Origin of the sequence: Bradyrhizobium sediminis (genome assembly GCF_018736085.1) — a bacterium.
GTDB classification, from domain to species: Bacteria; Pseudomonadota; Alphaproteobacteria; order Rhizobiales; family Xanthobacteraceae; genus Bradyrhizobium; species Bradyrhizobium sediminis.
This window is the reverse complement of sequence record NZ_CP076134.1, coordinates 3,380,200-3,393,078: the sequence shown is the minus strand read 5'-3', so window position 1 is coordinate 3,393,078 and position 12,879 is coordinate 3,380,200. Positions and strand designations below refer to the sequence as shown.

Below are 12,879 nucleotides of genomic sequence, written 5' to 3'. Positions count from 1 at the left end.
CCCGATCGGCCGTGAATGGGCTCAGCCCGCCGCTTCGTCATATTGCGAACTCGCCGCCAGCCATTCTTCCTCGGCGCGCTGCAGCGCGCTCTCCGCGCCGGCCCGCGCCTTGCTGAGCTGGGCGGCCTGCTTCGGGTCGCGCGTGAACAGATCCGGCAGCGCCAGCGCGGTATCGATCTTGGCAATGATGCCGTTGATGCGCGCGATTTCGGCCTCGGCGTCAGAAATCTTCTGCTTCAGCGGTACGCGCTTCTCGGTCCTGGCCCGCTGCGGCTTGTCGCGGCCGCCGCCACGGTCGTTGTCGGCGCGGTCGCGCGCACTGGCGCGCATGCCGCGCGCCGACAGCACCATGCGCCGGTAATCGTCGAGGTCGCCGTCATAGGTCGTGACCGCATGATCGGCCACAACCCACAATTGGTCGGCGCAGGCCTCGATCAGATAGCGGTCATGGGAGACCATGATGACGGCCCCTGGAAAATCGTTGATCGCTTCCGCGAGCGCGGCGCGGCTGTCGATGTCCAGATGGTTGGTCGGCTCGTCGAGAATGATCATGTTGGGGCCGAAGAATGTCGCAAGTCCCAGCAGCAGCCGCGCTTTCTCGCCGCCCGACAGGCTCCTCACCAGGGTGTCGCCGGCCTTGCCCGAGAAACCGATCGCGCCGGTGCGCGCACGTACCTTGGTTTCCGGGGCGTCCGGCATCAGTCTGCGGACGTGATCGTAGGCCGAGCCGTCGAGATCGAGCTCGTCGACCTGATGCTGCGCGAAATACCCGATCGACAGCTTCTCCGCGCGGGTGACATGACCGGAGAACGGTGCCAGCTTGTTGGCTAGGAGCTTGACCAGCGTCGACTTGCCGTTGCCGTTGGAACCGAGCAAGGCGATGCGATCGTCGGTATCGATGCGCAGGGTGACGCGATTGAGCACCGGCTTCTTCGGATCGTAGCCGACCGAGACGTTGTCGACCGCGATGATCGGCGGCGACAGCATCTTCTCCGGCACCGGAAATGAAATCTCGCGCACATCCTGCGTCACCAGCGCGGTGACCGGCTTCATCCGCTCCAGCATCTTGACGCGGGACTGCGCCTGGCGGGCTTTCGATGCCTTGGCCTTGAAGCGATCGACAAAGGCCTGCAGCCGCTTGCGTTCGTCGGCCTGCCGCTTGGCGTGCTTGGCGTCGAGCATCTCGCGCGTGGCGCGTTGTTCCTCGAACGAGGAGTAGGTGCCCTTGTACAGCGTCAGCTTGCCGCGATCGAGGTGCAGGATCTGGTCGACCGAGGTGTCGAGCAGGTCGCGGTCATGGCTGATGACGATCACGGTTCGCGGATAGTTGGCCAGATGATCCTCGAGCCACAGCGTGCCTTCGAGATCGAGGTAGTTGGTGGGCTCGTCCAGCAGCAGGAGATCGGGCGCTGAAAACAACGTCGCCGCCAGCGCGACGCGCATCCGCCAGCCGCCGGAAAATTCCGAGCAGGACCGCGCCTGATCGGCGGTGGAGAATCCGAGGCCACTAAGGATCGCCGCGGCGCGGGCAGGCGCCGAATGCGCGTCGATATCGACGAGACGGGTTTGAATGTCGGCGATGCGCGAAGGATCGTGCGCGGTCTCGGCTTCGGCCAGCAGCGCATCGCGCTCCAGGTCGGCCTTCAGCACGACCTCGATCAGGCTTTCCGGACCGTCGGGTGCCTCCTGCGCGAGGCTGCCGATGCGCCAGCGCGGCGGGATCGTGATAGTCCCGCTTTCGGTCGGCAACTCGCCGCGGATCGCGTGAAACAGCGTCGATTTGCCGACGCCGTTGCGGCCGACAAAACCCACGCGTGCGCCAGGCACGATCTGAACCGAGCTGTTGTCGATCAAAAGCCGTCCGGCAATCCGGACCGAAATGTCTGATATTGAAAGCATGCGGCGTTGTCACCGCTGCCGTCCAAAAACGCAACCCGTTAATTGAGCCGAATAGGCTCTGCGCGGGCTCCCGATGCTGCAATTATAGCCTGGTTCGGCTGCATTCGTCGGGAGCGGCTCAATAGCAGCGATTCACCAGGCGCCAGCGGGGTCCCCACGGAGTCGGAACCAATCGCCGCACATAACAGCCGCCATAGCCGTAACCGTAGGCTGGGCCGCCGCCGACGATACGCGGACCGCCTCAGCCCCAGCCGCGGTGCCAGCCACCGTGCCAGCCATGGCCGCTCCAGGCGGAGGCGGAGGTCGGCGCCAGCGCGGCCGCACCCAGCGAAGCCGCGGCAACGGCAACAAGCGAGAGTTTGCGTAACATGGTCGTCTCCTCAGGGTTCGGCGCTGTCAGCGCACGGTGGAGTTGCTGCCCCGTAACGCCCCGCATTCGCAAAGGCGCCCGGTCCATCGAAGCCTACCCCTGGGAACGTGAACGAAACCGGGACGCCGGTGTCAGAGAGGGTTCATTTTCGTGAAATTGCTGTCATTTCGGCGCCGCCGGATGGCAGGGCGCGCGGCCCGCGACATATCGCCTGATCGCTTGCCGTTCCCGGACGGCCGCTTGCCGTTCCCGGATGGCGCCGATATAAGCGCCGCAACTCCCTCCACCGCTATTCAAGGACGAGATCATGGCGATTGAACGCACCTTTTCGATTATCAAGCCCGACGCGACCGCGCGCAATCTGACGGGCGCGATCAACGCGGTGATCGAGAAGGCGGGACTACGGATCGTAGCCCAGAAGCGCATCCGCATGACTCGCGACCAGGCCGAAACCTTCTACGCGGTCCACAAGGCGCGTCCGTTTTTCGGCGAACTCGTGGACTTCATGATTTCTGGACCGGTCGTGGTCCAGGTGCTGGAAGGCGAGGGCGCCGTGCTTCGGCATCGCGACGTCATGGGCGCAACCGATCCATCCAAGGCGGCCGAAGGAACCATCCGCAAGCTGTACGCGAATTCGATCGGCGAAAATTCTGTGCATGGTTCCGATGCCCCTGAGACGGCGGCGATCGAAATCGCCCAGTTCTTCTCGGGCAACGAAATCGTCGGCTAATGCATACCACCGGCGGCAAGCAATAGCCGCGAAGACGATCATCTGGCCGAGAGGGGACGCGCTGTGAACTGGCTGTTGCAAATTTTCGATCCGGCGACCATCGGGGCGTTCTTCACCCAGTTTCAGAGCGAGATGCAGCAGCCGGCCTTCTGGGTGGCGGTCGGCAAGATCATCTGGATCAACGTGCTGCTGTCGGGCGACAACGCGCTGGTAATCGCGCTGGCGTGCCGTGCGCTGGAGCCGCGCCAGCGGCTTTGGGGCATGATCTTCGGCGCTGCCGCGGCCGTGGTGTTGCGCATCATCTTCACTTTCATCGTCGCGACCTTGATGGCGCTGCCGTTCCTGAAGCTGGTCGGCGGACTGGCGCTGATCGTGATTGCCGCCAAGTTGCTGGTACCTGAAGACGAGGACGAGGAGGGCGTACAGTCGGCCTCGCATCTTTGGGCCGCAATTCAGATCGTCGTGGTCGCCGACATCGTCATGAGCCTCGACAATGTGATCGCGGTCGCCGCCGCTGCGAAGGGCAGCGTCCCGTTGCTCGTGCTCGGCCTTGCTATCAGCATTCCCCTGATCGTCGCCGGGGCGGCGCTGATCATGGCGCTGCTCACCCGGTTGCCGATCCTGGTATGGGCCGGCGCCGCCTTGCTGGGCTGGATCGCCGGTGAGGTGATAGCGAGCGATCCGGCGGTTCAACCGGTGTTGCACGTCATCTTCGACGGTCCGGTCGGCGTCAAGCTCGACGCCTTGCTGGCGCTGTTCGGCGTGTCGCCGCGCTTTACCGGCGGCGGTCACGGCGCCGAGGTGGTTTGCGGCTTGATCGGCATTGCCATCGTGCTGGCCGCCGGATCGATCTGGCGGAAGCGCAAGCTGCAGGGCGGTGAGCATGCAGCGTCGCATGCCGCGGATGAGGCGGCGCAGACGATCGATCGGCCGTAAGTCGGCGCGATCGGTCCCCTAATTGCGATCTTAGCTCCGCACGATCGATCCGGAGCGGCCCATCAGCCGCGCCAGCTGCTTGAACCGGCTGCCGACGCGATCGGCGACGAGATCGACCATTCGGTGCTCGAACACCAGCATCAGCTTGCGGTCCCGGCTTCGGAAATGGGTCAGCGGCAAGACGCCCGGCCGCGCCGCCGAGATCAGATGGGCGACGCGAAATGCCGCGCCGAGCAGGCGGGCGCGCTCGATCATGGCCGGCGGCACCATTTCCTGGATCACCGTCGGCGGTTCATTCTGTTCGCTCAGGCCCGCATAGCGGTAGAACACCGACAGCGCGACGAACGCCCGGCCCTGATGGCTGATCGAGCCAAAATTTCCGTTGGTGATGAGATTGAGCGTCTGCTCGCCCCGATGGTCAGGATGCACCCGCCATCCGATGTCCGACAGCAGGCAGGCGGCGTGCCGCAGGCGGCGATCCTCGTCGGTTTCCTTGAGCCTGACGACCCGGACCAGGCGATCGGTCCATTCGATCAATTCCTCCGCATGGCGTGCAGATCGCGACAGCAGCTCGTTCAGGCTCTGCGCGGCGCAGATCAATCCATCCTTGGAGCGCTCGGCCTGCGGCAGCATCGCGTAAAGCAGGCCCTCGCGCACGCCAAAGGTCGAGAACACGATGGTCTTCGGTTTGGCGACGCGAATGATGTATTCGAGGACGAGGGCTGCGTAGGTCAGCAGCGGCCGTCTGGCGTCGGCGACAACCTCGATATTGGCCAGCATGTTGGCTGACGCGAGTCGGCGCAGGCGCCGCGCGAAATCCAGCGCATCCGCCGCCGAAAGCGAATAGCCATGCATCACCCCCAGGGGATAACCGCTCTGGACGATGTGAATGCGGGCCAGCGCCCGCCACGTTCCTCCGACCGCATAGAAGGTGCGGCCGCGGCCGGCTTTGAGCTGCGCAACGTCGGCAAGATCGTTCCTGACGATGCGTTCGGCGCGCTTCAGCGACTTGTGCGAGATATCCTGCAGCGCCAGGCTTCCGAGCCGGAGCGTCACGCCCCGGCGTACGCGGTTGCCGTGCACGTCGATTAGCTCCAGCGAACCGCCGCCGAGATCGCCAACGATGCCATCCGGGTTATGGACGCCGGAAACGACGCCCAGCGCGGACAGATGCGCCTCGCGCGGACCCGACAGGATCTCGATCGGACAGCCGCAGGTGCGCTCGGCCCTGGCGATGAAGTCGGGGCCGTTGCGGGCGTCGCGGCATGCGGCGGTGGCGATGGCATAGACGCGGCCGACCTTCATCACCCGGCACAGCGCGCGAAAGCGCTGCAACGAGGTGAGGGCCTTGGCGACGGCGTCCGGCGCCAGGAGCCCGGTGGTCTGGACCTCGCGGCCGAGGCCGCACAAAGCCTTCTCGTTGAAGATCGTGGTCAGGCTGCGCGCCATCGATTCGTAGACGACGAGCCGCACCGAATTCGAACCGATGTCGATGACCGCGACGCTGGACGCGCGTTTGCGCGGCCGCTTCACCGCGTGTACCCCTTATGAGGACTGATGGCGCTCGGTACGGCGCGTGAGGCGGCGCGGCGAAGATTCCTTGAGCGACTTTCCACGGCCTGACAGACTCGGATGCGTCATGAAGTAATTGTGCAGATTGAATGGCTCTTCGCCCTTCGCGGCCTTCATACGCGTTGACGACCCATCCGGCAACAACTGCCAGCTCTGCTCGTTATCCTTGAGATTCGCGACCATGATTTGCTCGAGAACCTGCTGATGCACCGTGGGATTTTGCAGCGGACAGAGGACTTCGACGCGCCGGTCGAGGTTGCGCGGCATCATATCGGCTGAGGAGATATACACAGCAGCTTTTGCGCTGGGCAGGCCCTGTCCCATCCCGAAGCAGTAGATTCGGCCGTGTTCGAGAAAACGGCCGATGATCGACTTGACCCGGATGTTTTCCGAAAGTCCGGGAATGCCGGGCCGCAGGCAGCAAATTCCGCGCACGATCAGCTCGATTGGCACGCCGGCCTGTGACGCCTCATAGAGCGCGTCGATGATGTCGGGATCGACCAGCGAGTTCATCTTCAGCCAGATTCCTGCCGGCTTGCCGTGACGGGCAAAATTGGTCTCGCCGTGGATATGTTCGAGCATCCGCTTGCGCAATGTCAGCGGCGATACCGCCATCTTCTCGATGTCGCTCGGCTCGGCGTAGCCGGTGATGTAGTTGAACACCCGCGCGGCGTCGCGCCCGATGATCGGATCCGAGGTGAAGTAGGACAGGTCGGTGTAGATGCGCGCCGTCACCGGATGATAGTTGCCGGTGCCGGTGTGGACGTAGGTCGTGAGGCTGCCGCCCTCGCGGCGCACGATCAGCGACAGCTTGGCGTGGGTCTTCAATTCGATGAAGCCGTACACCACCTGGACACCGGCGCGTTCGAGGTCGCGCGCCCAGCGGATATTGGCCTCCTCGTCGAACCGCGCCTTGAGTTCGACCAGCGCGGTCACCGACTTTCCGGCTTCCGCGGCCTCCGCGAGCGCCCGTACGATCGGCGAGTTGTTCGAGGTGCGATACAGCGTCTGCTTGATCGCGACGACGTCGGGATCGCGCGCGGCCTGCTGCAGGAACTGCACGACGACGTCGAACGATTCGTAAGGGTGATGAACGATCAGATCCTTCTGCCGGATCGCCGCGAAGATATCGCCGCCGTGATCGCGTACGCGTTCGGGGTGGCGCGGCACATAAGGAGGGAATTCGAGATCGGGCCGGTCGAGCCGGGTCAGTTGCGACAGCTCGTTCATCGCCAGCACGCCGTCGACCAGCAGCACCTCGTCATCGGAGGCGGAAAGCGCCCGCTGCACGAATGCCCGCAGTTCTTCCGGCATATTGGCCTCGATTTCGAGTCGGATCACCGATCCCCGCCGACGCCGCTTCAGAGCGGTTTCGAATAGCCGGACCAGATCTTCCGCCTCTTCCTCGATCTCCAGTTCGCTGTCGCGGATGATGCGGAAGGCGCCCTGGCCCTTGACGGTATAGCCGGGGAACAGCCGGCCGATGAACAGGCCGGTGGCCTGCTCGAGCGTGATCAACCGCACCGCGCCATCCTTGGTCGCGGGCAGCCGGATGAAGCGGTCGATCTTGCCGGGCATGCGGATCAGCGCGTTCATCGGCTTGCCGTCCAAGGTCCGCGCCAGCTGCAGCGCAACGGTGAAGCCGAGGCTCGGGATGAATGGAAACGGATGCGCCGGATCGATCGCCAGCGGCGTCAGCAACGGGAAAATATTGTGGAGGAAATGGTCCTCGATCCAGGTTCGTTCGGTCTTGGTGACGTCGCGGCCGTCGACCAGAACGATGCCGACGTCGGCCAGGATGCCGCGCAGATCGCGCCAGATGGCCTGCTGGTCGCTGGCGAGCTTTGACACCGCCTCGTTGATCAGGACCAGCTGCTCGGCCGGGGTCAGGCCGTCGGGGCTGCGCTCGGCAATGCCCTCGCGCACCTGGGCCTTGATGCCGGCGACCCGGACCATGAAGAACTCATCAAGGTTATTGGCGGAAATCGACAGGAACCGGACCCGTTCCAGCGCGGGATGGCCGGGATTGACGGATTCCTCGAGCACCCGGCGATTGAAATGCAGCCAGGAAAGCTCGCGATTGATGAAGCGTTCGGGGCTGGAAGCGATCGCCGGCGCCGTCTCCGCTTCCGTCTCTTTCTCTTTAATTACAATGGCTTGTGAGGATTCCATAAAGCTTCAGTCCATCCCGGCGTCAGGCTTGCGCGATTCCGTCCGAATGCGGCAGCAGAGCATGTGTTATCGCGATGACGTTTCAATGACATTGATGTTCCCGCCTGCTGCGCCGTCAAGATGGCGCAGCGCCCCGGGGATCAGGCGTTGCGCAGCAATTCGGCAGCCAGCGCCCGGGTCACCGGACGGCCCAGCCGCAGGGCTTCGGTGTCCAGCATTTCGACAGCCTGGCGTACGGCCGCATAGGAACGCTCGATCCGGGTGGCGAGATAGCCGACCACGGTCTCATCGACGCTGAGCTGCCGGTCGGCGCAAAATTTGACGATCAGGGCGCGAAACAGCTGATCGTCGGGCGGCATCAGCGATACCGCCGGTACCGCGCGCAGGCGCGACCGTAGGTCGCGCAATTCGACCGCAAACGCCGATGGCGGCTCGCGCGCGGTGATCAGGACGAACGCCTCGTCCTCGCGCGCCAGATTCATCAGATGGAACAACGCCCGTTCATCGACATCAGACGATCTGAGATCTTCGACCACCAGCGCCCCCGTCGCCAGTGCGCCGGGCACGGCGGCAGCGGTCAGGGCATGCGCCGAGATCGAGCGGGCGCCGGCTTGCTCGGCCCAGATTGCGGCGAGATGGCTCTTGCCGGAGCCTTCCGGGCCGACCAGCAGCATGATCCGGTTTGGCCATTCCGGCCAGCTGTCGACCAGCGCCAGGGCCGCCTCGTTGGCGGGGCCTTCGAGAAAATTGTCGCGGGTCAGGCTCTCTGCGTGCGGCAGCGCGAATGCAAGCTGACGAGGTTGAACGCGGGCCGTCACGAGAAAGATCTCCATGCCGGCACCGGCCGGCGCATACCTATAGCGTCTTCAGGCGTAGTGGACACCGGTTCGCCCCGAGAAAAATGCTTCGAAACAAGGCCTCTATGTTACGTCGATCGTGCTCATATGCCGCACCCACTCCACCAGATAGAGGGATACGGAAACCAGCGTAAACACCGTGACGAAACCCATCAGGATCAGATCATAGGGCGTCGGATTGAAGCCGAAGCCCAGTGCCGCGAGCACCAGTGCCGCGAATGCCACCTGCGCCACCGTATTGAGCTTCGATACCATCAATGGCTTCATCGGGATCGGCTTGCCGAACAACCATGACACAATCACGGCAGCGACGATCATGATGTCGCGCGAGACCACGAGGATGACCAGCCAGCGCGGCACCGCGCCCCAGATTCCGAGCGCGACGTAGATCGAGACCAGGAGGGCCTTGTCTGCGAGCGGGTCGAGCAGGGCGCCCAGTTCGCTCGCCATATTGAAGCGCTTGGCGAGGAAGCCATCGATCGCGTCGCTGACGCCGGCGATGATGAAGATCGCAAAGGCGATTTCCATCTGGTTGGAGGCGATCGCCCACACGATGACCGGCACCAGCAGGATGCGGCCCAGCGTAATGATGTTCGGAATACTCAACTCGGCGCTTCCCGGCTACCGGCCTGATTTCGCGTATGATCCGGCCCTTTGTAGCCCAGACCGGTTCCTGTCTACATAGTATATGCTGACGCCGCTTGCGAGCCATTGCACATCAGTGGAATCCGACGTAACCAGCCGCCGTCATCTGGATTAGGGCATGATCGACCGCAAAAACGGGCTCACTTACGCGGATTCGGGCGTCGATATCGATGCAGGCAATCGTCTGGTCGATCTCATCAAGCCGATGGTTCGCGCCACCGCGCGCGCCGGCGCCGACGCCGAAATCGGCGGGTTCGGCGGGTTGTTCGACCTCAAGGCCGCCGGCTTCAAGGACCCGGTGCTGGTGGCGGCCACCGACGGCGTCGGCACCAAGGTCAAGATCGCCATCGAGACCGGCCTGCATGGCGGCATCGGCATTGACCTGGTGGCGATGTCGGTCAACGACCTCGTGGTGCAGGGCGCCGAACCGCTGTTCTTCCTCGACTATTTCGCCTGCGGCAAGCTCGACCCGGAAGCCACCGCCGTGATCGTCGCCGGTATCGCCGAGGGCTGCCGGGAATCCGGCTGCGCCCTGATCGGCGGCGAGACCGCGGAAATGCCCGGGCTTTACAAGGATGGCGATTACGACCTCGCCGGTTTCGCGGTCGGCGCCGCCGAGCGCGGCACCTTGTTGCCGCGGCCCGACATCGCCGCCGGCGACGCGGTGATCGGGCTTGCCTCCTCCGGCGTCCACTCCAACGGCTTTTCCCTGGTCCGCAAGATCGTCGAACGGTCGGGCCTCGGCTTTGAGGCCAAAGCGCCGTTTTCGCCGGTCATGACGCTCGGCGGCGCGCTGCTGGCGCCGACCCGGCTCTATGTCCGGTCATGCCTGCGCGCGATCCGCGAGACCGGCGCGGTCAAGGGGCTCGCCCACATCACCGGCGGCGGTTTCACCGACAATATCCCGCGCGTGCTGCCGAAGCATCTCGGCGTCGGCATCGACCTTGCGCGCCTGCCGGTGCTGCCGGTGTTCAAGTGGCTGGCCGAGCAGGGCGGCATCGCCGAGCTCGAACTGCTGCGCACCTTCAACTGCGGCATCGGCATGGTCGCCATCGTCAAGCCGGACGCCATCGACCAAGTCACCGCCGTTCTCACCGAAGCCGGCGAGAACGTGGCGCTGCTGGGCGAGGTGATCCCGGCCGAGAACGAACATCGCGTAGTCTATAACGGTCATCTCGATCTCAAATGGTGAGATCGATCTCGCATGGGTGAAGCCGTGAAGCGCCGTGTCGCTATCCTGATTTCCGGGCGTGGATCGAACATGGCTGCCCTGATCGAGGCGGCACGGTCCAAGGATTTCCCGGCCGAGATCGTGGTCGTGATTTCCAACCGCGCCGATGCCGGCGGGCTCGATCGCGCCAGGGCCAGCGGCATCCCGACCGTCACCATCGAAAGCAAGCCGTTCGGCAAGGATCGCGCGGCGTTCGAAGCGGTGCTGCAGACGGCGCTGGACCAGCACAGGGTCGAACTGATCTGCCTCGGCGGTTTCATGCGGCTGTTCACGGCCGAATTCGTGCAGCGCTGGTTTGGCCGGATGCTCAACATCCATCCCTCCCTGCTGCCGTCGTTTCCGGGCCTCGAACCGCAAGCCCAGGCGTTGCGCGCCGGTGTGAAAATTTCCGGCGCGACCGTGCATTTCGTCATTCCGGAAACCGACGCCGGTCCGATCGTGATGCAGGGGGCGGTGGCGGTTGCCGACGCCGATACGCCGGATACGCTGGCCGAGCGGATCCTCGGCATCGAACATCGCATCTATCCCGAGGCGCTGCGGCTGCTTGCCAGCGGCCAGGTCCGGCTGGAGGGCGATGTCTGCAAGACCTTGGCCAAAGCCAACCCCGACGACACGTTGATTTCGCCTGCCACGGAATGATGCAGCGCCTTCGGCGCCATCAACTCGCGTCAGTTCTTCGTCTCGCAAGATAGAGGGAGCCCCATGATTACATTGTTCGGATCCGGTCCTAATTTCGGTCTTCCCGACGCAAGCCCCTTCGTCACCAAGGCCGAAACCTTGTTGCGGATGTCGAAGCTGCCATTTGAGAAAGCCCCGATGAGCTTCTCGAAGGCTCCCAAAGGCAAGATCCCCTATATCGAGGACGATGGTGAGCTGCTCGGCGATTCCACCTTTATCCGCTGGCACCTCGAAAAGAAATACGGGGTCGATTTCGACAAGGGGCTGACGAGCGAACAACGCGCGACGGCGTGGGCATTCGAGAAGATGGCCGAGGACAATCTCTACTGGGCCATTGTCCATATTCGCTGGATGGATGAAGCGAACTTCAATAGAGGTCCCCGGGAATTCTTCAAAGCTGCGCCCGCCGTCATCCGCCCGCTGGTTGTTGCGATGGTCCGGCGTCGGGTCCGCAAATCCCTGCACGGCCATGGCATGGGACGGCACAGCCCGAAGGAGATCGTCGAACTGGGATCGCATTCACTCCAGGCAATTGCCGACTACCTCGGCAGCAAACCATTCTTCATGGGCACTGAGCCGACCGGCGCCGACGCCACCATCTTTGCGTTTGTCGTTAGTGCGATGTGTCCCGTCTTCAAGTCGCCACTGCAAGAGGCGGCCGTGAGCCACGACAATCTGAGGCATTACGTCGGCCGCATGATCGCGCGCTTCTATCCGGAACTTGGCGAGCTCGCCGGCTGCAAGGCAGCGGCCTGAAATATTCGAGAGTCAAAAAAAGATTCCCCGACGGCTTGCCTGGCAAGCATCGAGCGGGATTGATGAGGGAGAACAGGAATGGCAAAGGTCGCGATTGTCGGCTGCGGCGCCATGGGATCGGTCTATGCCGCGCTCATGGTCGATGCCGGCCACGAGGTTCACGCCGTAACGCTGTGGCCCGATCACGCCCAAGCAATGGCTTCCAGGGGCCTGCGCTGCGAAGGCGCCAGCGGCGACCGCACGGTGCCGATACATGCTTCCACGACGACGGATGGCATCGGGCCGTGCGACCTCGTCATCATAGCCACCAAGGCATTCGATGTGGAGGCGGCGGCGCAGTCCTGCATTTCGTTGCTGGGTCCGGAAACCATCGTGCAGACCATCCAGAACGGGCTCGGATCGCCGGAAGTCGCCGCACCGATCCTCGGCGCCGATCGTATTGCCGTCGGCGTCGTCGGCGGTTTCGGCGCCTCGATACGGGCGCCCGGCCACGCCCATCACAACGGCATGGAGATGATCCGGTTCGGCGCGTTTGCCGGGCTGCCGAAGCAACTCCTGCAGGCCTCGGCGAAGATCTGGGAATCGGCCGGCTTCAAGGTCGCCCTGTTCGACGACATCAAGCAGATGGTCTGGGAAAAGCTGATCATGAACGTCGCTTTCTCGGGGACGTCCTGCGCCACCGGGCTGACGATCGGCGAAATCCTTGGCGATGCCGACGCCTGGAGCGTGGCGCGGGGCTGCGCCGAGGAAGCGATCGCGGTGGCGAAGGCTTCCAATGTCCGGCTCAATGTCGGCGATCCCCTGGAGCACATCCGCAAACTCGGCGGCAAGATACCGGACGCGCGGCCGTCGATGCTGCTGGATTACAATGCCGGCCGCCGATGTGAGGTCGATGCCATCAATGGTGCGATCCCGCGTCTCGGCAAGCCGCTCGGAGTAGCCACGCCCGTCAACGAGACGGTGGTCGGCCTCATCAGGGCGCGCGAACGCCGGATGCTCGCAACAGGCTAGTCGCGCTCCCGCCCAATGTTTG

Annotated in this window: 11 protein-coding genes and 1 pseudogene; 6 read left to right on the top strand and 6 right to left on the bottom strand. The window is 64.0% G+C overall.

Going from position 1 to position 12,879, the window contains the following annotated elements; all coding sequences use genetic code 11:
* Nucleotides 1-21: 21 nt before the first annotated feature.
* The gene (locus KMZ29_RS16450; protein ID WP_215620219.1) at nucleotides 22-1,899 is read right to left on the bottom strand and encodes an ABC-F family ATP-binding cassette domain-containing protein; all 1,878 of its coding nucleotides are present in this window, start codon (nucleotides 1,897-1,899) and stop codon (nucleotides 22-24) included.
* Between the two features lie 118 nt (nucleotides 1,900-2,017).
* Nucleotides 2,018-2,269, bottom strand: a pseudogene (locus KMZ29_RS16445) (sulfur globule protein precursor).
* Nucleotides 2,270-2,576: 307 nt separating this feature from the next.
* Here KMZ29_RS16445 and ndk point away from each other — a divergent pair.
* Complete coding sequence (gene ndk / locus KMZ29_RS16440) at nucleotides 2,577-2,999, top strand: nucleoside-diphosphate kinase (protein WP_215620218.1); 423 nt, start codon at nucleotides 2,577-2,579, stop codon at nucleotides 2,997-2,999.
* A gap of 63 nt (nucleotides 3,000-3,062) precedes the next feature.
* On the top strand, nucleotides 3,063-3,935 hold the full coding sequence (locus KMZ29_RS16435) for a TerC family protein (RefSeq protein WP_215620217.1): 873 nt from the start codon (nucleotides 3,063-3,065) through the stop codon (nucleotides 3,933-3,935).
* 30 nt (nucleotides 3,936-3,965) lie between these two features.
* Here the strand turns inward: KMZ29_RS16435 and ppx are convergent, their stop codons facing one another.
* From ppx to KMZ29_RS16415, 4 genes are all read right to left on the bottom strand, one after another.
* Nucleotides 3,966-5,468: an exopolyphosphatase gene (gene ppx, locus KMZ29_RS16430; RefSeq protein WP_215620216.1), complete on the bottom strand. Its 1,503-nt coding sequence runs from the start codon at nucleotides 5,466-5,468 to the stop codon at nucleotides 3,966-3,968.
* A gap of 12 nt (nucleotides 5,469-5,480) precedes the next feature.
* Nucleotides 5,481-7,679 carry an RNA degradosome polyphosphate kinase gene (locus tag KMZ29_RS16425; protein ID WP_215620215.1) on the bottom strand — a complete coding sequence of 733 codons (2,199 nt, stop codon included), beginning with the start codon at nucleotides 7,677-7,679 and terminating at the stop codon, nucleotides 5,481-5,483.
* A 140-nt stretch (nucleotides 7,680-7,819) separates the two neighbouring features.
* Nucleotides 7,820-8,497 (bottom strand): P-loop NTPase family protein, encoded by a 678-nt coding sequence (locus KMZ29_RS16420; protein WP_215620214.1) that lies wholly within the window; start codon nucleotides 8,495-8,497, stop codon nucleotides 7,820-7,822.
* Between the two features lie 102 nt (nucleotides 8,498-8,599).
* Nucleotides 8,600-9,142 (bottom strand): CDP-alcohol phosphatidyltransferase family protein, encoded by a 543-nt coding sequence (locus KMZ29_RS16415; RefSeq protein WP_215620213.1) that lies wholly within the window; start codon nucleotides 9,140-9,142, stop codon nucleotides 8,600-8,602.
* Between the two features lie 157 nt (nucleotides 9,143-9,299).
* On the opposite strand from KMZ29_RS16415, the gene purM reads away from it, so the two are divergent.
* The 4 genes from purM to KMZ29_RS16395 all read left to right on the top strand — a co-directional run bounded on the left by purM (nucleotide 9,300) and on the right by KMZ29_RS16395 (nucleotide 12,857).
* Nucleotides 9,300-10,373 (top strand): phosphoribosylformylglycinamidine cyclo-ligase, encoded by a 1,074-nt coding sequence (gene purM / locus KMZ29_RS16410; protein ID WP_215620212.1) that lies wholly within the window; start codon nucleotides 9,300-9,302, stop codon nucleotides 10,371-10,373.
* A 24-nt stretch (nucleotides 10,374-10,397) separates the two neighbouring features.
* Complete coding sequence (gene purN, locus KMZ29_RS16405; protein WP_215624303.1) at nucleotides 10,398-11,051, top strand: phosphoribosylglycinamide formyltransferase; 654 nt, start codon at nucleotides 10,398-10,400, stop codon at nucleotides 11,049-11,051.
* A gap of 63 nt (nucleotides 11,052-11,114) precedes the next feature.
* Nucleotides 11,115-11,846: a glutathione S-transferase family protein gene (locus KMZ29_RS16400; RefSeq protein ID WP_215620211.1), complete on the top strand. Its 732-nt coding sequence runs from the start codon at nucleotides 11,115-11,117 to the stop codon at nucleotides 11,844-11,846.
* A 78-nt stretch (nucleotides 11,847-11,924) separates the two neighbouring features.
* The gene (locus tag KMZ29_RS16395; protein WP_215620210.1) at nucleotides 11,925-12,857 is read left to right on the top strand and encodes a ketopantoate reductase family protein; all 933 of its coding nucleotides are present in this window, start codon (nucleotides 11,925-11,927) and stop codon (nucleotides 12,855-12,857) included.
* Nucleotides 12,858-12,879 lie beyond the last annotated feature (22 nt).